General features: G+C 64.9%; 17 protein-coding genes. 8 read left to right on the top strand and 9 right to left on the bottom strand.

From position 1 onward, the window contains the following. Positions 1-235: 235 nt before the first annotated feature. The 4 genes from ACXAJT_RS11430 to tyrS all read right to left on the bottom strand — a co-directional run bounded on the left by ACXAJT_RS11430 (position 236) and on the right by tyrS (position 3,865). Positions 236-1,099 (bottom strand): ATPase, encoded by an 864-nt coding sequence (locus ACXAJT_RS11430; protein ID WP_475235391.1) that lies wholly within the window; start codon positions 1,097-1,099, stop codon positions 236-238. Between the two features lie 66 nt (positions 1,100-1,165). Continuing rightward, the gene (locus tag ACXAJT_RS11425) at positions 1,166-2,020 is read right to left on the bottom strand and encodes a DMT family transporter (RefSeq protein WP_475235796.1); all 855 of its coding nucleotides are present in this window, start codon (positions 2,018-2,020) and stop codon (positions 1,166-1,168) included. A gap of 56 nt (positions 2,021-2,076) precedes the next feature. Then, a complete protein-coding gene (locus tag ACXAJT_RS11420; protein WP_475235390.1) occupies positions 2,077-2,349 on the bottom strand; it encodes a putative quinol monooxygenase in 273 nt (90 codons plus the stop codon). 265 nt (positions 2,350-2,614) lie between these two features. Continuing rightward, positions 2,615-3,865: a tyrosine--tRNA ligase gene (gene tyrS, locus ACXAJT_RS11415; protein ID WP_475235388.1), complete on the bottom strand. Its 1,251-nt coding sequence runs from the start codon at positions 3,863-3,865 to the stop codon at positions 2,615-2,617. 97 nt (positions 3,866-3,962) lie between these two features. Between tyrS and ACXAJT_RS11410 the strand changes: the two genes are divergently transcribed. Beyond that, a complete protein-coding gene (locus tag ACXAJT_RS11410; protein ID WP_475235386.1) occupies positions 3,963-5,048 on the top strand; it encodes an anhydro-N-acetylmuramic acid kinase in 1,086 nt (361 codons plus the stop codon). A 78-nt stretch (positions 5,049-5,126) separates the two neighbouring features. Here ACXAJT_RS11410 and guaA read toward each other — a convergent pair whose 3' ends face one another. The 3 genes from guaA to ACXAJT_RS11395 all read right to left on the bottom strand — a co-directional run bounded on the left by guaA (position 5,127) and on the right by ACXAJT_RS11395 (position 8,868). Continuing rightward, positions 5,127-6,692: a glutamine-hydrolyzing GMP synthase gene (gene guaA / locus ACXAJT_RS11405; RefSeq protein WP_475235383.1), complete on the bottom strand. Its 1,566-nt coding sequence runs from the start codon at positions 6,690-6,692 to the stop codon at positions 5,127-5,129. A gap of 249 nt (positions 6,693-6,941) precedes the next feature. Beyond that, positions 6,942-8,063 carry a delta-class carbonic anhydrase gene (locus ACXAJT_RS11400; RefSeq protein WP_475235379.1) on the bottom strand — a complete coding sequence of 374 codons (1,122 nt, stop codon included), beginning with the start codon at positions 8,061-8,063 and terminating at the stop codon, positions 6,942-6,944. Positions 8,064-8,184: 121 nt separating this feature from the next. After that, on the bottom strand, positions 8,185-8,868 hold the full coding sequence (locus ACXAJT_RS11395; RefSeq protein ID WP_475235378.1) for a DUF2270 domain-containing protein: 684 nt from the start codon (positions 8,866-8,868) through the stop codon (positions 8,185-8,187). 194 nt (positions 8,869-9,062) lie between these two features. On the opposite strand from ACXAJT_RS11395, the gene ACXAJT_RS11390 reads away from it, so the two are divergent. Further along, positions 9,063-10,607 carry a trimethylamine methyltransferase family protein gene (locus ACXAJT_RS11390; RefSeq protein ID WP_475235376.1) on the top strand — a complete coding sequence of 515 codons (1,545 nt, stop codon included), beginning with the start codon at positions 9,063-9,065 and terminating at the stop codon, positions 10,605-10,607. A gap of 24 nt (positions 10,608-10,631) precedes the next feature. Here the strand turns inward: ACXAJT_RS11390 and ACXAJT_RS11385 are convergent, their stop codons facing one another. Further along, positions 10,632-10,916, bottom strand: a complete 285-nt coding sequence (locus tag ACXAJT_RS11385; RefSeq protein ID WP_475235375.1) for a DUF6477 family protein — start codon at positions 10,914-10,916, stop codon at positions 10,632-10,634. A 229-nt stretch (positions 10,917-11,145) separates the two neighbouring features. On the opposite strand from ACXAJT_RS11385, the gene ACXAJT_RS11380 reads away from it, so the two are divergent. Beyond that, positions 11,146-12,255 (top strand): DUF6456 domain-containing protein, encoded by a 1,110-nt coding sequence (locus ACXAJT_RS11380; RefSeq protein WP_475235372.1) that lies wholly within the window; start codon positions 11,146-11,148, stop codon positions 12,253-12,255. 94 nt (positions 12,256-12,349) lie between these two features. Here the strand turns inward: ACXAJT_RS11380 and ACXAJT_RS11375 are convergent, their stop codons facing one another. Beyond that, entirely contained in the window at positions 12,350-13,864 is a 1,515-nt protein-coding gene (locus ACXAJT_RS11375) for a catalase (protein ID WP_475235371.1), read from the bottom strand. 94 nt (positions 13,865-13,958) lie between these two features. Between ACXAJT_RS11375 and ACXAJT_RS11370 the strand changes: the two genes are divergently transcribed. From ACXAJT_RS11370 to ACXAJT_RS11350, 5 genes are all read left to right on the top strand, one after another. Then, positions 13,959-14,891: a LysR substrate-binding domain-containing protein gene (locus ACXAJT_RS11370; protein WP_475235368.1), complete on the top strand. Its 933-nt coding sequence runs from the start codon at positions 13,959-13,961 to the stop codon at positions 14,889-14,891. A gap of 605 nt (positions 14,892-15,496) precedes the next feature. Next, positions 15,497-15,910, top strand: coding sequence for a hypothetical protein (locus ACXAJT_RS11365; RefSeq protein WP_475235366.1), 414 nt, complete (start codon positions 15,497-15,499; stop codon positions 15,908-15,910). 290 nt (positions 15,911-16,200) lie between these two features. Beyond that, positions 16,201-17,769 carry an arylsulfatase gene (locus ACXAJT_RS11360; protein ID WP_475235365.1) on the top strand — a complete coding sequence of 523 codons (1,569 nt, stop codon included), beginning with the start codon at positions 16,201-16,203 and terminating at the stop codon, positions 17,767-17,769. Positions 17,770-17,879: 110 nt separating this feature from the next. Next, entirely contained in the window at positions 17,880-18,863 is a 984-nt protein-coding gene (locus ACXAJT_RS11355) for an HAD family hydrolase (RefSeq protein WP_475235364.1), read from the top strand. A gap of 24 nt (positions 18,864-18,887) precedes the next feature. After that, positions 18,888-19,170: AAA family ATPase (locus tag ACXAJT_RS11350; RefSeq protein WP_475235363.1), on the top strand; the 283-nt coding region annotated here is incomplete at its 3' end.

Below are 19,170 nucleotides of genomic sequence, written 5' to 3'. Positions count from 1 at the left end.
CGGCCGCCAGCCGAGATACGGCTCAAGTGGCGCAGTTCAGCTCCAGGCGGGAGCCATGCGAGAACAAACGGTGAGAAGAACGGGATCTGCTTTGGCAAGACAAGGAATCCAGTGCAAAAGCAGAGCTCTTATCAAGCGGCGATCCGGTCTACGCATTGGCGCGAAGCGCATGCCGCCACCGGAGCGACTTACACATGGCAGGTGCCGCCGGGGCCGTGTAGCGCGATACCTCGGCTCAGGTTTGCGCGGCCAGAGCCTGGGCCACCACGTCCACGAAATCTGCTTCGTCGCGCACGGTCGCCATATCCGAGGCCTCCACCGTAAGCCCCCAGTTGCGCGCCATAGCCTCGTAGCGCGGCTGGCGGTGGGCCAAGGCCCGAGCGTAGGTCCAGCGGATGAAGTCGTCGGGATCGACGGCGCGTTCGGACAGGCCCTTTTCGTCCAGATACTCCGTCCAAGCCGCCGCAAGAAACTCGGGCTGGTAGGCCATCGGCTTGGGCGCCTGATCGAAGCGCCGTACCAACTCATCGGTATGCGTGTCGCTGCCGCGGATCCAGATCATCAGAGCCTGCCGAGACAGTTCCGACAGGATCGGGTCTGCAGGGTCTTCCGCATCCACCCATTCGCAGATCGATCCGCCAGTGTCGCAGATGAAATGCGGGTAGCCATAAAGCTGCTGCGCCCGCTCTATGAAATAGCCGGTGTCGAGCAGCGCCTGCTCCTCGGCCCGGCGGAACTGGTCCTGCCGCAGCCGGTAGGTCTGCATGTCGAGACCGCCGCGCGCCGGATCGCCGGGCTTGCCGAGGTAGGTGGAGACGGGGGTGAGGTTCTCGAAGGTGATGTTCGAGCCAATGTAGATCGAATCCGACAGCAGAAGTTCACGCAGAAACGGGTTCTTCATCGCCTCGGCTTTGGCATTGTCGGCGATATATTCGCCCATGTAGCGCGTGCCGATGCGGTAATCGATCGAATAGTGGAACCAGTCGCCCGACTGTCGCAGCATCGACGAAACATGGGTTTTGCCCAGTCCCGACATGGCAAAGAGCACCACGTGTTTGCGGGGCGCTGCGCGCCAGTCGGCGGCGGTTTCATACAGCATTCTTCGGCTCTCCATTCGTCCGCCCCGACAGGTACTTGCGTGTGCGGCCGGCGTCAAATTCCCGGGTCAGGCGCGCGGCGCGGGGGCGCGACGTGCGGCCCGGGTTTCGCGCAGGATATTGGCGTAATTCGCGGCAAAGATGATCGCGGCCCCAAGCAGCACCCATGGGTCGAGCGGTTCGGCGTAGAGCAGCATGCCGACGATGGCGATCACCGGCAGCCGGGTGAAGTCGATTGGCATCACCACCGACGCTGGGGCCAGGCCAAGCGCCGTCGTCAGGCAGTAATGCGCGCAGAGCCCGGCGATACCGATGACCACCACACCGGGCCATGCCGCGGCAGAGGGCAGGGCGATCTGTCCGTCGAAGCCGGCGCAGATCAGCCCCATCACCGCCTGCGTCACCGTCAGCCAGAACAGAATGCACAGGGTGCTTTCGCTGCGGGTGAGCTTGCGCGTGTAGATCGCCGATCCGGCGAAGCCGATCGCGGCGCCGGCGGCAGCGAAGATCCCCGGAGAGAGTGTTTCGGGCGAAGGCCGTGTCACGATCAGGATGCCAAGAAAGCCGACCAGAGCCGCGGCGGCGCGCGGCCATGTCAGCCGCTCGCCCAGCACCAGCGGCGCCAGCAACAGCGCCCAGATCGGCCCGGTGAACTCCAGCGCGAAGACCTGCGCCAGCGGGATCACGGTGATCGCGTAAAGCCACAGGTTCTGCCCGGTGAAATGGCACAGGTTGCGGGTGATCTGCGTGCCGAAGTGGCGCGTGGTGATGGTCTTACGGCGGCCGGTGCCCAGCACCACGGCGCTGACGATGGCGACGCCGATCAGTGAACGGTAGAGCATGATCTCGAAGGTATCGAGGCCGGAACTCACGTAGCGTCCAGCCACCGCCATGGCGCTGAACGAGATGATCGAGCCGATCATCCACAGCGCGGCGCGCGGCACGGCATTGGGCGCCGCGCTGGCGGTGACAGTAGAACTCACAGGTCCGCCATGGCGTAATCGCGCGGCAGATCACCGGTGATCTCGAACCAGTCGCTGGCGCGGGTGCGCGCCTGATGCGCCTCGAAGGCGGCGCGGCTCAGGAACAGTTCTGAGACTTCAAAGACGCCGGGATCGGTTTCGCGCAGTTCGAAGAACACGCAGCCCGGCTCTTCGCGTGTCAGGCGGACGTGCTCGGCCATGGCGGCGCGCACGGCGTCGGCGCGGTCGGGCGGCGCGGTCATCGTGCCGGTCAACTGAACGGCGCTCATGCGGCGGGCGCTCTGCGGCGCGGGGCGCCTTGGTCTAGTGTGGTCTGTGTCATGGGGTCCTCTTGCGGCGCGAGACTGGCCCGGCGCCGCGCCGGGGGCAAGCCCTGATCTTGCGGCCGATGCAGCGCGGCCACGGTCGCGGCAGACGGCGCGGAGGCCAACGGACATCGCGCGGCGCTGATGGAACAGGACGGCAGGCGGCGCGGAAACAAAAAAGGGCAGCGCCAGTGGCGCCGCCCCTGATCTGCTGTGCTGTCCCCGCGCCTCAGCCGAGCTTGACCAGCGCGTGGCGCTTTTTGCCCGCCGAGAGTTTCACCGGCTCTGCAAGCTTGCCCGCGTCGAGCATCAGCCCGGCGTCGGTCAGCGGTGCGTCGTCCATGCGTGCGCCGTTTTCAGCGATCAGGCGCTTGGCCTCCTTGCCCGATTTGGCAAGACCGGCGCGGACGATCACCTGCACGATCGAGATACCATCGCCGATCTCATCGGCGGAAAGCTCCAGCGTCGGCAGATCATCTCCGACGCCGCCTTTCTCGAAGACCTCGCGCGCGGTCGCCTCGGCGGTGGCGGCGGCCTCGGCGCCGTGGCACAGCGTGGTCACCTCATTGGCGAGGATGATCTTCGCCTCGTTGATCTCCGAGCCCTGCAGCGATCCCAGCCGCTCGCATTCCTCGACCGGCAGTTCGGTGTAGAGCTTGAGAAAGCGCCCAGTGTCGGCGTCGGTGGTGTTGCGCCAGAACTGCCAGAACTCGTAGGGCGAGAGCATTTCGGAGTTGAGCCACATGGCACCGCCTTGGCTCTTGCCCATCTTGCGCCCGTCCGAGGTGGTCAGCAGCGGCGAGGTGAGGCCAAAAATCTCGTGGTCCAGCACCCGGCGCGTCAGGTCTATACCGTTGATGATGTTGCCCCACTGGTCCGAGCCGCCCATCTGCAGCACGCAGCCATAGCGGCGGTTCAGCTCGAGGAAGTCATAGGCCTGCAGGATCATGTAGTTGAATTCGAGGAACGACAGCGACTGCTCGCGGTCGAGGCGCGATTTCACGCTCTCGAAGCTCAGCATGCGGTTCACCGAGAAGTGCCGCCCGATGTCGCGCAGGAACTCCAGGTAGTTGAGCCCGTCGAGCCATTCGGCGTTGTTGAGCATCAGCGCGTCGGTCTCGCCGCCGCCGTATTGCAGGTATTTCGCGAAGACCTGCTTCATGCCCTCGATGTTGGCGTCGATCTGTTCGGGCCCGAGCAGCGGGCGTTCGTCGGAACGGAACGAGGGGTCGCCCACCTTGGTGGTGCCGCCGCCCATCAGGGTGATCGGCTTGTGGCCGGTTTTTTGCAGCCAGCGCAGCATCATGATGTTGAGCAAATGGCCCACATGCAGCGACTTCGCCGTCGCGTCATAGCCGATATACGCGGTGACCACGCCTTTGCTCAGCGCCTCGTCGAGGCCCTGATAATCGGTGCAGTCGGCCAGATAGCCGCGCTCGATCATGACGCGCATGAAGTCCGATTTGGGATGGTAGGTCATCGCGGATCCCTTCTATAGTTCGATCGTTCCTATAAGCGCGGGGAAGGCGAAGGTGAAGGGCAAGTTGGGTGCACGCTCCGTTTGGGCACTTGGGTGTATGTCGGGAACCTCTCTCGACGGGGTCGACGCGGCGCTGATCCGCACCGATGGCGCAGAAATCCATGAGTTTGGACGCACGGGCTATCGGGCGTATTCCGAGGCGGAGCGTCAGGTGCTGCGCGCCGCGCTCGGGTGCTGGCCGGACGACGGCAATGCCGAGGTGCTTGCGGCGGCGCTTGAGGTGACGCAGCGCGCGCATATTGAACTGCTGTCGCAGTTCCCCGAGGCCGAACTGGTGGGTTTTCACGGCCAGACGCTGGCGCATGACCCACAAGGGCGCGGCACGCATCAGTTGGGCGACGGCAGCGCGCTGGCCGAAGCGCTGGAGCGCGACGTGGTGTGGGATTTCCGCTCCGCGGATGTGGCGCTGGGGGGCGAGGGCGCGCCGCTTGCACCGTTCTATCATTTCGCTTGCGCCAAGAAGATCGGCGCGACGCGCCCGGTGGCCTTCCTCAATCTCGGCGGCGTTGGCAATTTGACGTGGGTCGATCCGCGCAAGGCATCGCCCGAGGCGCCCGGCGCGCTGTTGGCCTTCGATACCGGTCCGGCGAATGCGCCGATCAACGATCTGGTCGGCCAGCGGCTTGGCCTCGAGTGCGACCGCGATGGCGCTTTGGCCGCGCGGGGCGAGGTGGTTGACGGCGCGCTGGAGCTGTTTCTCGAAGAGAGCTTTTTCCGCCGCATGCCGCCGAAATCCCTCGATCGGGATGATTTCTCGCTGATGCTCGATCTGGTGCGCGAACTTTCGGATGCGGATGCCGCCGCGACCATGACGGCGATGGCGGCGGCGGCGGTGATGCAGGGGATGGAGCATTGCCCGATCCCGCCCGAGCGGCTGCTGGTCACCGGCGGCGGGCGCCACAATCCGGTGATGATGGCGATGCTGCAAGCCGGGCTCGACTGCCCGGTGGTGCCGGTGGAAGACGCAGGGCTCGACGGCGACATGCTTGAGGCACAGGCGTTCGGTTTTCTGGCGGTGCGCGTGGCGCAGGGCTGGCCGACTTCCGGCCCCTCGACCACAGGTGTCGCCGCGCCGGTGGGCGGCGGGCAGGTGGCGCGGGTGGGCTCGCTGGTGGCGGGCTGAACGCCGGGCCGGATGTTCGCAGGCGGCACCCCGCTAAGCAAAAGGCCGGGGCGAACCCCGGCCTTTGTATATCTCAGATCATTCCCACTCGATCGTGCCCGGAGGCTTCGAGGTGATGTCGTAGGTGCAGCGGTTGATGCCCTTCACCTCGTTGATGATCCGCGTCGCGGTCTCGCCAAGGAACTCGTGGCTAAACGGATAGTAATCCGCCGTCATGCCATCGACCGAAGTCACCGCGCGCAGGGCGCAGGCGTAGTCGTAGGTGCGGCCATCGCCCATCACGCCGACGGTGCGCACCGGCAGAATCGCCACGAAGGCCTGCCAGATCTCGTCATAAAGCCCATGCTTGCGGATCTGGTCGATATAGACCGCATCCGCCTTGCGCAGAATGTCGAGCTTGTCGCGGGTGATCTCGCCGGGGCAGCGGATCGCAAGACCCGGACCGGGGAAGGGATGACGGCCGATGAAGCTGGCCGGCAGGCCCAACTCGTGACCCAGCACGCGCACCTCGTCCTTGAACAGCTCGCGCAGCGGTTCGACCAGCTTGAGGCCCATCTTTTCCGGCAGGCCGCCGACGTTGTGGTGCGACTTGATCGTCACCGAAGGGCCGCCCGAGAAGCTGACGCTCTCGATCACGTCGGGGTAGAGCGTGCCCTGCGCAAGATATTGCGCGCCCTCGATGCCGTCGGCGTATTTCTGGAACACGTCGATGAACAGCTTGCCGATGATCTTGCGCTTGGTCTCGGGGTCGGACACGCCTTCGAGTTCGCCAAGGAACAGGTCCTGTTCCTGTGCGTGAATCACCTGCAGGTTCATGTGGTCGCGGAACATCGCCACCACTTCGTCGGCCTCGTTGAGACGCAGCAGGCCGTGGTCGACGAAGACGCAGGTCAGCTGGTCGCCGATGGCTTCGTGCAGCAGCGCGGCAGTGACCGAGCTGTCGACGCCGCCCGAGAGCGCGCAGATCACCTTGGCGTCGCCCACCTGATCGCGAATCTGGCGCACGGCTTCTTCGCGGTAGGCATCCATCGTCCAGTCGCCGGTGAAGCCGGCTTCCTTGACGAAGTTCTCGTAGAGCGTCTTGCCGTTCGGCGTGTGGTGCACCTCGGGGTGGAACTGCACGGCGTAGAACTTGCGCTCGGGGTCGGCGGTCACGGCGAAGGGCGCGCCGGGCGAGGTGGCGAAGACCTTGAAGCCGGGCGCGAGTTCCGAGACGTGGTCGCCGTGGCTCATCCACACCTGCTCGCGGCCGGTGCCGTCGAGGAACCAGCCCGACAGCAGGTCGAGGCGGTCTTCGTTCGGCGTCACATAAGCGCGGCCGAACTCGGCGGTGTGGCTCTGGCCGGCTTCGACCTTGCCGCCGAGGTCTTGCATCATGACCTGCTGGCCATAGCAGATCCCAAGGATCGGCACGCCGAGATCATAGGCGGATTTGGGCGGGCGAGGCGAACCCTCGCGCGTCACGCTGTCGGGGCCACCGGAGAAGACGATGGCCTTGGGGGCGAACTCCTTCAGAAACGCGTCGGTGACGTTCTGATAGGGGTGGATCTCGCAGTAGACGTTCAACTCGCGCAGGCGCCGCGCGATGAGCTGCGTCACCTGGCTTCCGAAGTCGATGATAAGGAGGCGATCATGCTGGGTCATGCGGCTGCTTTAGGCGGGCGGCGCGCGGCGCGCAAGAGGCTGGGTGCAGCATGAATGGATTTGCCGCATTTCCATGGGGAGTGGCGGGCGGTGCGGTGCGGGCGGACCGTTGCGTGGGCGGACCGTTGCATGTTGGCTTTGTCTGCCCTGATGCGCTCCAAACTGATGGCCCCCAAACTGATGCGCTCCAAGCGGGGCGACACCAACTCTGCACTCACGCCCGTGCTGCGCATCCCGTTTGCGGTCCGGCTAGTCGATGGGGCTGAGCAGGGCAGGGGCCGTCACCAGCCGCCTAACGCCGTGGCTGTGGGTTTCTTCAAAGACGTTGCCCATGCTGGCCCATGCGTCGAGCGTGGCGATGTCGAGCCGGGCGCAGCGCGGACGCACCGACCATGTGACCTGCAGCGGTGAGCAGACCTGCTGGCTGTAGTTTGGGCCGGTGGTCGATCCGCGAAACACCACGGGCGTGCCGGTGCCGGTGGGCAGGCTGCGCGCCTGATAGCGCCCGCCGCGCAGGGTGCCGAAATAGATGAAGTCGCGAAAGTCGAGCGCATTGCGATCGTTGACCACCAGAAAGACTTGCGCTTCGACCCGCAGTTCAGGGTTGGCGCAGGCGTCGGAAAGGCAGGCGCCAAGCCCCGGTCCCGGAGCGACCGCGCAGGACGAATAGACCCAATGCACCTCGATGGTGTCACCGGGGGCGACCCCCTCGAACCGGGCGTTGCCGCTGCGGGGGCGCGACAATTCGGCTTCGGACAGCGTGCCGGAGCCGGCGCATTTGAAGCCGCCATGCTCACCCGGCCCGGCGTAGATCGAAAAGCCGGGACCAAGGTGTTCGGCATTCGTGTGGGTGTGGATATTGCACAGGTTCATCTCTTCAGGCGGCGGGGCGAGGCTGAAGGCCGCGGGATTTAGGCCGTAGCCATTGCCAATGTCGCGCGGCGTCTGCGGGCCGAAGCCCTGACATAGCGCGCCGTTATCCTCCGGGGGACGGGCCTGCTGCCCGCCCGCATGGCCCGCGCTGGCCCCGTGTCCGCCAGCCGATGCCTGCGCCGCTGGATGTGTCTCGCCATGTGCCTCGCCATGTGCCTCGCCGTATCCTTGGCCATTCGCCCCGCCATCTGCGCTGGTTTGGCCGTGGCCCTGCGAGCCGCCTTGGCTTTGTTGATGCCCTGTTTGGTGCCCTTGTTGGTGCCGTGTTTGATCCGCTTGTGACAGGCGTTCTGACTGGCGTTCTGACTGGCTTTCGGGCGGATAGGTCACCTTCGCCTCGGCTGCGGCCTCAAATGGGCGCAGAAGCAACGTCAGGACGAGCAGCGCGCAGCGCGCGGACGGCGCCCATACTGCGGCGATTCTTTCGAGCGGTGCCATACACGCCTCCTACTGTCCGTGTGTTGCTGCGCGGCGTCGGGCCGAGCGTTTTCGCCAAGCATTCCCGGGCGATGCTTCGGAGACTTTGCGGCACAGGTCTGAACCGCGGCTTAATCGCGCCTCAGTAGACCGCGTCGGGCAGGGGGATATCGTTTTCGATTTGATCTTTCCTGTCCTTCTGACGGGCCCAAAGCGCCAGCGTGAGGAAACTGCCCGCATAGATCAGCCCACCAATGGCCATCACCTCGCCGGATATCGAGCCGACGGCGGCGCGATCCATCGCCTCTTGGAGCGAAGTGACGGGGGTGGGATGGACGATGATCTTGCCAAGAAAAGCGATGATCTGAATCAGCATGATCCAGAAGTAGCTGCGCCGGATGCGACGCCCCATGGCGTGCAGGTAACTGATGCGAAACGCCGGGCGGCGGAAATCACGGTACAAGCTCTGCGCCCAGTCGGGCGTGTCGTCGCGGCAGGCGCCCAGCATCGGCCCGTAGAAATTCACCTCCATGCTGCGGAACCGCCGGCGCCACAGGTCGCAATAGCGGTAGCGCCGCGCCTCGAGCGTGAGGAAGAAGAGGTTGAGGATGCCGACCAGCACCAGCGGCAGCGGCGAAGCATCCGGCGCGGCGTAGGCGATCGACAGCGCCACCCCCAGCGTCACCACAGCCCAGTTTGTCGTGGTGTCGAGCCGGGTGCGCCAGATCGTGCAGCGATACACCTCGCTGCGGTAAAGATGTGCCAGCGCGCCGATCTCGGCGCTGCCGAGCGCGCGCGTGTGTGTGTGCAGTTGCTCATCCTTCATGGTGAGCCCCCTTTGGCCTTTGCAAAGCCCCGCACCCATAAAACATGCTACCCGGATACAGCTTAAGAACCCGTTTCAGTTGGTTCAGGCGGCGCAGATGTCGCATTTGGCCGCAGGGCGGCGCAAAACTCGGCTCTGGCCAGCGCCGGGCTGGGCTACTACTGAGGGGCGCGCGGACAAATTCGGAGGACGCCATGGCTGAGGCAGGGACGCGGAAACGGACACGCAGCGGCGGCGGCGCGGCACGGCGCGCGGCGCGTGGCTCGGCGCAGGTCGAGACGGCCCGTTTCATCGAGCGCAATATTCCCAATTTCGAGGTCCTCAATGACGAGGCGCTGGAGATGATCGAGGCTGGTGCCGAAACGGTGCTGGAAGAGATCGGCGTCAATTTCGTCAACAACCCCGCCGCGCTGGAGCGCTGGCGCGAGGCCGGGGCCGAGATCGAAGGCGAGCGCGTGCGTATTCCGCGCGGGCTGGCGCGGCAGCTGTGCGGCCATGCGCCCGCGCGCATCACCCAGCACGCCCGCAACCCCGCGCGCAGCGTCGAGATCGGCGGGCGCGCGCTGGTGCTGGCGCCGGTCTATGGCCCGCCCTTCGTGCATGACGCCGAAAACGGCCGTCGCTACGGCACGATCGCCGATTTCCGCAATTTCGTGAAGCTGGGGCAGATGTCGCGCTGGCTGCACCATTCCGGCGGCACGCTCTGCGAGCCCACCGATGTGGCGGTGAACAAGCGCCACCTCGACATGCTGCACGCCCATATGACGCTGTCCGACAAGCCTTTCATGGGCGCGGTGACCGAGCCGGGCCGCGCGCGTGACAGCGTCGAGATGTGCGAGATCCTCTTTGGCAAGGAGTTCGTGCGCGACAACACAGTGATGACCTCGCTGATCAACATCAACTCGCCGTTGACCTTCGACGACACGATGATGGGCGCGCTTGAGGTCTATGCCGCCGCCAATCAGGCCTGCATCGTCTCGCCGTTCATCGTCGGCGGGGCGATGGCACCGGTGTCGGTGGCGGGCACGCTGACGCAGGTGCTGGCCGAAGGCATGGCGGGCATCGCCTACGCGCAGCTGGTGCGCCGCGGCGCGCCGGTGATCTTCGGCGCCTTCGTCACCTCGATCGACATGAACTCCGGCGCACCGACCTTCGGCACGCCCGAAGCGGCGCAGATCACCTATGGGGTCGGTCAACTGGCCCGGCGTCTGGGGCTGCCGTACCGCTCGGCCGGGGGTTTCTGCGGCTCGAAAATGCCGGATGCGCAGGCGGGCTATGAGAGCGCCAATTCGCTCAACATGGGGCTGCAGGCGGGGGTGAACTTCATGCTGCACGCCTGCGGCTGGCTCGAGGGCGGGCTGGTTGCGTCCTACGAGAAATTCGTCATGGACGCCGACCAGCTTGGCGCGCTGCACAAGTTCGCGCAGGGGGTGACCGTCAACGAGGCCACGCAGGCGCTGGACGCGATCCGCGAGGTCGGACCGGGCGGGCACTATCTTGGCTGCGCGCACACGCAGGAGAACTTCAAGACCGCCTTCTGGCGCTCGGACCTGTTTGATTACAAACCCTTCGAGACGTGGTCGGAAGAGGGCGCGCGCGACACGATGCAGCTTGCGACGGCGCGGGTGAAGGCGCTGCTGGCCAGCTACGAGCAGCCCGCCATCGACGCCGATGTCGAGGCTGCGCTGACCGACTATGTGGCGCGCAAGAAGGCGGCGGTGCCCGACGCATTCCTTTGAGCCTGCCCGGTTAAAGCCGGGCGCTCAGGCCTCGGCGCTCAGCGCGCGGGCCTCGCCGATGATCGCGGCCAGCATCTCGACGTGCCGGCAGGCGGAATAGCCTGCCGCGCGTCGCTGCCGCGCCGCGTCCAAATCCTCTTCCAGTTCGATCAGGCGGATCAGTGCAGCGCCGGGGCGTGGCGTCGCTGCGACCGCCAGAAGCCGCGTGAGATGAGTCTCGCGGCGGTATTCGCCTGCGCCGATCCGCGCGGCGCGCACCAGAAGGCGAGGGCGGCGCATGGCGCCAAGGCGGCTCTGGAGGTCTTGCATCTGGTCGTCTCCGGCTTTGGGAACACAGACCAAGCTTTGCACGGGAGGACCGCATGTTGCCGCCTCGCGAGTGTTTGCGTACGCGGCCTTCAGGGTTGTTTATATTTTGTGGATAACTCTCGTAAATTCCTAAAATCATTAACTTTTGCCTAAGATCGCAGCGCGCAGATTTCAGGTTCACTGTGGAAAACCCTGCAAAATCAGGGCGTAGCTTAGGGGGACTTGTTCAATGATTTCGAGCCAACACCACGCAAATACCGGCGGGCTGCCGAACTGGGTGCCCAAGATGGCCCGTCTTTATCTGGCGCATACCGAAGGTGGCGCGGGCATTCGGGCGCTGGCGCGGGGGCAGGGCTGTCATGCCTCTACGGTGTTGCGACAGGTGCGGCGGATGGAATCCTTGCGGGACGATCCGCTGGTGGACGAGGCGCTGCGCCGGTTGGGCGCGGCGGGGGGCGCTGACGTGCCGCAAGCGAAGGAGATCGGAGCGATGAAACACCCCGAGAGCGGAGATCTGGCACCGGACGCGGCGACCTTGGCGCGTGAGGCGCGCCGGGTGCTGCGGCGGCTTTGCGAAACCGGGTCGGTACTGGCCGTCGCGGCGGAAATGGACAAGGCCGTGGTGGTCCGCGATTGCGGCGACGGCGGCTCGGCACGGGTGGCGGTGGTGGCGGCGCCGGTGGCACAGGCCATGGCGCTAAAGGGCTGGATCCGCTGCGACAGCCCGGGGCGCATCTCGCGCTATCGGATCACCGCCGCGGGGCGCGGAGCGCTGGGGCGCTTGCTGGCCGAGCAGGAGAGTCGCCTGCGCGGCTTTGCCGAAACGCAGGCGGGGTTCGACAGCGGGCGTGAGGCCGAAGAGGCACTGGCCGAGGAAGACGCCGATCCGCGCGGCAAACGCCGTTTTGCCCTGAGTGAGAGCCCACTGGCGGCGCTGGCGCGGCGCCGCGACCGCGATGGCCGCCGATTTCTCGACGAGGGCTTGGTGCGGGCCGGAGAGCGGCTGCGCGAGGATTTCGAACTGGCGCAGATGGGGCCGCGCGTTGCGCAGAACTGGGACCAGTTCCTGACCGCGGGTGTGCGGGTGGATGCGGCCGATCTGCCGGCGCCGGGCGGCGATGCGGCACGGGCGCGGTTCACCGGCGCGTTGCGCGATCTTGGGCCGGGGCTGGGTGATGCCGCGCTGCGCTGCTGCTGTTACCTTGAAGGGTTGGAAGAGACCGAGCGCCGCATGGGCTGGGCGGCGCGCTCTGGCAAGGTTGTGTTGCGCATCGCGCTGCAGCGCCTGCGCAGCCACTACGAGAAGGTGGATGCGGCGGGCGGCGGTCTGATCGGCTGAGGCGCGGCGCGCTGCGCGGCAAAGACGAAAGGGGCGGTGCCGCATTGGCACCGCCCCTTTGTACGCGCTCTGTGGTGTCCCCGCGGGGACGCGCTTATTCTGCGGCGCGGACCGGCGTGTCGTCGGTCACCGGGATACCGGGATAGTCGTCGATATCGCCGCTTTCGAGGTCTGCCGCGGCCTTCTTCACACCAGCCAGATAGTCGGGGTGCACGCGGCCCAGAACGGCATACCACCGCTCGCGCACGCTGTCGGACACCGGCGCCATGGCGCGGGCCATGTTCAGATGCAGGCGCTTGCGTTCATCGTCGTCCATCACCTCGGCGTAGAGCGCGCGGGGCTGGACGTAATCGGCGTCCTTGTCCTCTTGCACGTACCGGTCGGCATCGCCCGAGATCTTCAGCGGCGGCTCTTGAACCGACGGGTCTGCCTTGGCCGATTCCTCGTATTGGTTCGGCTCGTAATAGGCATCGATATGGCCGGTCTGCGGTGGGAAGAACCGCATCGAGCCGTCCTTGTGGTAGTGATGCACCGGGCTTTTCGGTGCGTTCGCCGGCAGCGCCTCGTAGTGCGTGCCCAGACGGTAGCGGTGCGCGTCGGCATAGGCGAAGAGACGGCCCTGCAGCATCTTGTCCGGTGAGTAGCCGATGCCGGGGATCTTGTTCGACGGCGAGAAGGCAGCGTTCTCGATCATCTGAAAGTAGTTGTCGGGGTTCTTGTTGAACTCCAGCATGCCGACAGGGATCAGCGGGAAGTCCTTGTGAGGCCAAACTTTGGTCAGGTCGAACGGGTTGAAGTCCAGCTCGGCGGCCTGTTCCTCGGGCATGACCTGAATATTCAGCTCCCACTTCGGGAAGTTGCCGTCCTCGATCGCGTTGAACAGGTCTTCCTGATAGCTCTCGCGGGTCTCGCCCACCAGCTTCTCGGCCTGCTCATTGGTGTAGTTGCGGATCGGCTGCTGGCTGCGGAAGTGGAATTTCACCCAGAAGCGCTCGCCATCATCGTTCCACATCGAGAAAGTGTGCGAGCCGTACCCGTGCATGTGCATCGGGTTCTTGGGGATGCCGCGATCCGACATCAGGATCGTCACCTGATGCACCGACTCCGGCTGTGCGGCCCAGAAATCGAACATCGCCTCGGGCGAACGCAGGTTGGTCTTGGGGTGGCGTTTCTGCGTGCGAATGAAGTCGGGGAACTTGTAGGCGTCGCGGATGAAGAAGATGGGGGTGTTGTTGCCCACCATGTCCCAGTTGCCGTCCTCGGTGTAGAACTTCACCGAAAAGCCGCGCACGTCGCGTTCGGCATCCGCCGCGCCCTGTTCGCCCGCCACGGTGGACCAGCGCGAGAGGATGTCGCAGGTGTTGCCGACCTTCGAGAACAGCTTGGCGTTGGTGTATTTGCTGATGTCGTGGGTGACGGTGAACGTCCCCTGCGCGCCCCAGCCCTTGGCGTGCACGACCCGTTCGGGGATACGTTCGCGGTTCTGGTGCGCGAGTTTCTCGATCAGCTGATAGTCTTCCAGCAGCACCGGGCCGCGCGGGCCGGCGGTGGTCGAGGTCTCGTTCGTGGGAACCGGCGCGCCGCCGGACGTGGTCAGTCGCTTGCTCATGACGTCCTCCGTGAGTGTCTTGCTGAGGGATCAACTAGAGGCGCTGTCATAAGTTCCCAATTGCGGTTTCCTTGCGCTGTGATAGGAAAACATTATGCCTGTCACCCTGCGCCAGTTGAGCTACTTCAAAGCCCTTGCCGAGCAACGGAATTTCCGCCGCGCTGCCGAAAGCTGCCATGTCTCGCAGCCGGCGCTGTCGGTGCAGATCCGCGAGTTGGAGGCCGCGTTGAACGGTCCGCTGGTCGAGCGGCAGTCGCGCGACGTGGTGCTGACCCCTTTTGGGCGCGAGGTTCTCGACAGCGCCGAGCGGGTGCTGTCGGAAATCACCGGTTTGGAACAGGCGGCGCGGCGGCGTGCCGGGTTGGCCGGGCGGCTTTCCTTGGGGGTGATCCCGACCATCGCGCCGTACTTTCTGCCCGAGGCGCTGGCGGCGCTGCGCGCCGAGGACATCTCGCTCGACGTCGAAGTGACCGAGGCCAAGACCGAGCGGCTGCTGGCGCAGCTGTCGGATGGGGCGCTTGACGCGGCGCTGGTGGCTTTGCCGATCGAGGACGATGGCATCGAGGTGCTGCCGCTCTTCGAAGATCGCTTCCTGCTTGCCGGCAGCGCGACGCGGCTCGATCAGATCGCGCGCGTGTCCAGCCCCGAAGGGCTTGCCGAAAGCCAGTTGCTGCTGCTTGAGGACGGGCATTGCCTGACCGATCAGGCGCTGGCGGTCTGCGGTCGGGGCAGGGGCAACGCGCGCATCAACATGGGGGCGACCTCGCTGGCCACGCTGTCGCGGCTGGTGGCGGCGGGCTTTGGGCTGACCTTGATGCCCGAGCTGGCGGCGTTGACCGAGTTGCGCGCCTCGCCCGGCATGCGCCTGCGCCGCTTTGCGCAGCCGGAACCGGCGCGGCTGGTGGCACTGGCGCGGCGTGCGTCGAGCCACCGTGAGGGATGGTTCACCGAGCTTGCGGATGTCTTGCAGACCGTGGGCGACGATCTGGTGGCCGGGGTCCGGCAAAGCGACGAGATCGCGGGCTAAGCGTAGATTTCTGTCAGGATTGCGCACGTATGAAGCCGCGCAGGTAATCTGCGCGGCTTCCTGATCCCTCACGAAACCTCCGTGCTGGCAATGATCGCTGGGGAGACGAGTGTGCCGGGCACGGGCAGAGCCGCTATTGGGACGTATTTGGGATCGGGGCCTTGGGACAGGGGCCCCCATCCGTGGGGTACCCGGCAGATAAAAAACAAAACACAATGCCGAGCAGTTAAAGGCGCTTGGTCGACCGAGCGAGACTCGTAACAACTAATGATTCGAAATGACGTCAAACTGGTAACTGAGGCAGAATACAGGCTTTAGGGGCCGCGCCTAGGAATGATTTTCGGATGTTTCAGAGCGGTAACAGAGGACCTTTCTGCGTTGCCGAAAGGTAATCCACGGAAAATATGGGCTAAATGTCGCCGATCTCGTGGCGGAAGCCCGCTTGCTGCAAACACAGTGTTTCCGAAATGTGAAGGTCATCGGCGCTCAAACAGTGAGATCCTGTGCGCGAGCACGCCGAGTCTGCTCAAAAGGCGTTGTTTACGTTAGGGTAAGGCTGGTGCACCGCGCCCTGAGCGCCGCGCGCCCCGGAGGGAGGAGACATGATGAGACAGGCTTTCGGCGTTGTGGCCCTTGGCATGCTTGCCGTCACGGCGTTGCCATCCTTGGCGCAGCAGAGCGAGGAGGTGAGCTTTGCGCCCGGTAACTACGGCACGATGATCAGTGGCGAGATCACCGGGCAGGCGTATCACGACTATCGCCTTGGCGCGGGCGCCGGGCAGGAGCTTTTTGTCGACCTGAAGGTCGGCGCCAGCGATGGCCACGGCTCGGTCTATCTTAATGTGCTGCCGCCGGGCAGCGACGATGTGGCGCTCTATGTCGGGGCGCGCGACGAAGACCGATCCGAAACGGTGCCTCTGCCCGAGGACGGCACCTACACCATCCGCGTCTACCTGATGGGCAATGACCGCGACGCGGGCAAGACGGTGGCGTATTCGATTGATGTGTCGATCCAGTAGTTCTTTGGCCTGACGATCGGCGGCGCTCTGCCGTTGCGTCACGAATTTTCTCGGAAGATCACGCGCTTGTTGCATTTACGTGAGGTAATTGAAATAGTTGCTACGTGGGGTGGAGGTAATTGATTGCCGTAAGCCTTATGGTTGTGGGTTCGCGCTGTTCCGATGTTGATCGGGGTCCGGTCTTTTGCATCGGGAAACGTGGGCGCTCACGCGGGATACGCGCCGGAAACGGGCAATACCGCGCAATTGAATGAGGTTTCGATTTTGAACGACACACTTGGGAGATTTTCATGAGACCCGACCTACTCAAGGCCGCCCTTGTCGGCAGTCTGGTGGCCTTCGGTTCCGCCGCCTGGGCGCAGGACGAGACCGCTGACAAGCCGAACATCCTGGTGATCTTTGGCGATGATATCGGCCAGACCAACCTTTCGACCTACAGTTTCGGCCTGATGGGCTACACAACGCCCAATATTGACCGGCTCGCCAACGAAGGCGGAAAGTTCACCGACTATTATGCCGAGCAAAGCTGCACCGCCGGTCGTTCGACGTTCCTGACAGGCCAGTCGACCCTGCGCACCGGCCTGTCGAAAGTGGGCCTTCCGGGGGCCGCTGCGGGGATGCAGGCTGTCGACGTGACGCTGGCCTCGGCCCTCAAGGATCAAGGCTACGCCACCGGCCAGTTCGGCAAGAACCACCTTGGCGACCGTGACGAGCATCTGCCCACCGAGCACGGCTTTGACGAGTTCTTCGGCAACCTTTACCACCTCAACGCCGAGGAAGAGCCGGAACAGTTCAACTACCCGCAGGACCCGGAATTCCGCGAACGCTTCGGCCCGCGCGGTGTGCTCCACTCCTATGCAGATGGCGAGATCGAGGATACCGGCCCGCTGACGCGCCAGCGCATGGAGACGGTTGACGAGGAAACCGCCGCCGGGGCGATCGACTTCATGACCCGCGCGGTGGAGTCGGGCACCCCCTTCTTCACGTGGTACAACACCACGCGGATGCACTACAAAACCCACGTGCGCGACGAGAACCGCAGCGAGCCGGGTCTGACCGCGCCGACCGAATATGCCGACGGCATGGTCGAGCATGACGCGCAGATCGGCGAGGTGCTCGACGCGCTGGATGATCTGGGTGTCGCCGACAATACCCTGGTGATCTACACCACCGACAACGGGCCGCACCAGAACACCTGGCCGGACGCGGGCACCACGCCCTTCCGTTCGGAAAAGAACACCAACTGGGAAGGCGCGTATCGCGTCCCGGCGCTGATCCGCTGGCCCGGTCACATCGAGCCGGGCACGGTCTACAACGAGATGTTCTCCGGACTCGACTGGTTCCCGACCATCATGGCCGCCGTCGGCGATACCGACATCAAGGAGCGGCTGCTGGAGGGCACCACGATCAACGGCTCCGAGTACAAGAACTATCTCGATGGCTACAACCAGCTCGACTACCTGACCGGTGCCACCGACGAGGGGGCCCGCAACGAGTTCTTCTATCTCAACGATGACGGCGAGATCGTCGGTCTGCGGTATGAGAACTGGAAGGTGGTGTTCAAAGAGCAGCGCATGAAGGGCACCATGGCCGTCTGGGCCGAACCCTTTACCGAACTGCGTGTGCCCAAGATGTTCGATCTGCGTGCTGATCCCTACGAGCGGGCCGACATCACGTCGAACACCTACTGGGACTGGCTGAGCGACCATGCCTATCTGGTTGCGCCCGCGGCGCAGGAAATCGCCAAGTTCTTCGCCACGTTCGAGGAATATCCGCCGTCGCAACGTCCGGACAGTTTCTCGATCGACCAGATTCAGGAAGAGCTGAACAACAGCCTCGCGAACATGGGCAGCAACTGACGCGGCCGTTTTGAGCAAGGGGCTGGCGCGGACCGTGCCAGCCCCGCATTTATTTGATGATTGTCTGGGGGCCGCCGTACTGCGGCCGCCCGATCTTGGAAGGGACATCAATGCACAGCCCCTATACTCCTTGCGCCGCCGCTTTCGCAGCCATCTGCCTTGCCGCCCCCGCGCTGGCCGATCCGCTGCCGTCGTGGAATGACACCGAGGCCAAGGCGGCGATCGTCGATTTCGTCGAGAGCGTGACTGATCCCGCCTCCGACGACTTCGTGCCCGCGCCCGACCGCATTGCCACGTTCGACAACGATGGCACGCTCTGGACCGAGCAGCCGGTCTATTTTCAGGCGCTCTACGCGCTTGATGTATTGCAGGAGAAGGCCGAGGCCGATCCCGATATTCTCACCTCCGACGCGCTGAAGGCGGGGGCCGAGGGCGACGTCGAGGGCATCCTCGCCAGCGGGATGGAAGGCTTGCTGGAGGTGATCAACGTCTCGCACTCCGGCCTGACCGTGGACGAGTTCCAGAGCGACGCGCATGACTGGCTGTCGACGGCCCCGCATCCGACGACGGACAAGCCGTATATCGAGATGATCTACCAGCCGATGCTCGAGCTGCTCAGCTACCTGCGCGACGAGGGGTTCAGCACCTACATCGTCTCGGGCGGCGGCATCGACTTCATTCGCGCCTTCTCGGAGGACACCTACGGCATTCCGCCTTGGCAGGTGGTCGGCACCGAGGGCAACACCGCCTATGAGGTGGTCGATGGCACGCCGATGCTGACCAAGAACGGCGGCGTCACCTTCATTGACGACAAAGAGGGCAAGCCCGTCGGCATCATCCGCCACATCGGCCAGAAGCCGATCTTTGCGGCGGGCAATTCCGACGGCGATTTCCAGATGCTCGAATACACCACCTCCGGCGACGGTCCGTCGTTCGGGCTGCTGGTGCATCACACCGATGCCGAGCGCGAGTTCGCCTATGACCGAGACGGGCACATCGGCACGCTGAATCGCGGGCTCGACGAAGGGCCGGGCCTCGGCTGGACGATTGTCGACATGGCGCAGGACTGGCGCACGGTGTTTCCGGGTGAGTGAGTTGGGTGGAAGGGTAAGTCAGCTATGGAAGGCATGACCGAAACCGGCACGCGGGCGCAGATCGAAAGCCTGCGCGCGCGCATGGGCGAGGCGATCATCGGCCAGCGCGAGGTGATCGAGCGGCTGCTGATCGGCCTTCTGGCCAACGGCAACCTGCTGGTCGAGGGGCTGCCGGGGCTGGCCAAGACCCGCGCCATCAAGGCACTGGCGCGCAACCTCGAATGCGACTTCAGCCGCATCCAGTTCACCCCCGATCTGCTGCCCTCGGATGTCACCGGCACCGAGGTCTATTATCAGGGCGAGGGCG

Source organism: Salipiger sp. ABF4_146, from assembly GCF_056161345.1.
The sequence above is the reverse complement of the archived record's forward strand: the minus strand, read 5'-3'. Positions and strand labels throughout refer to the sequence as shown.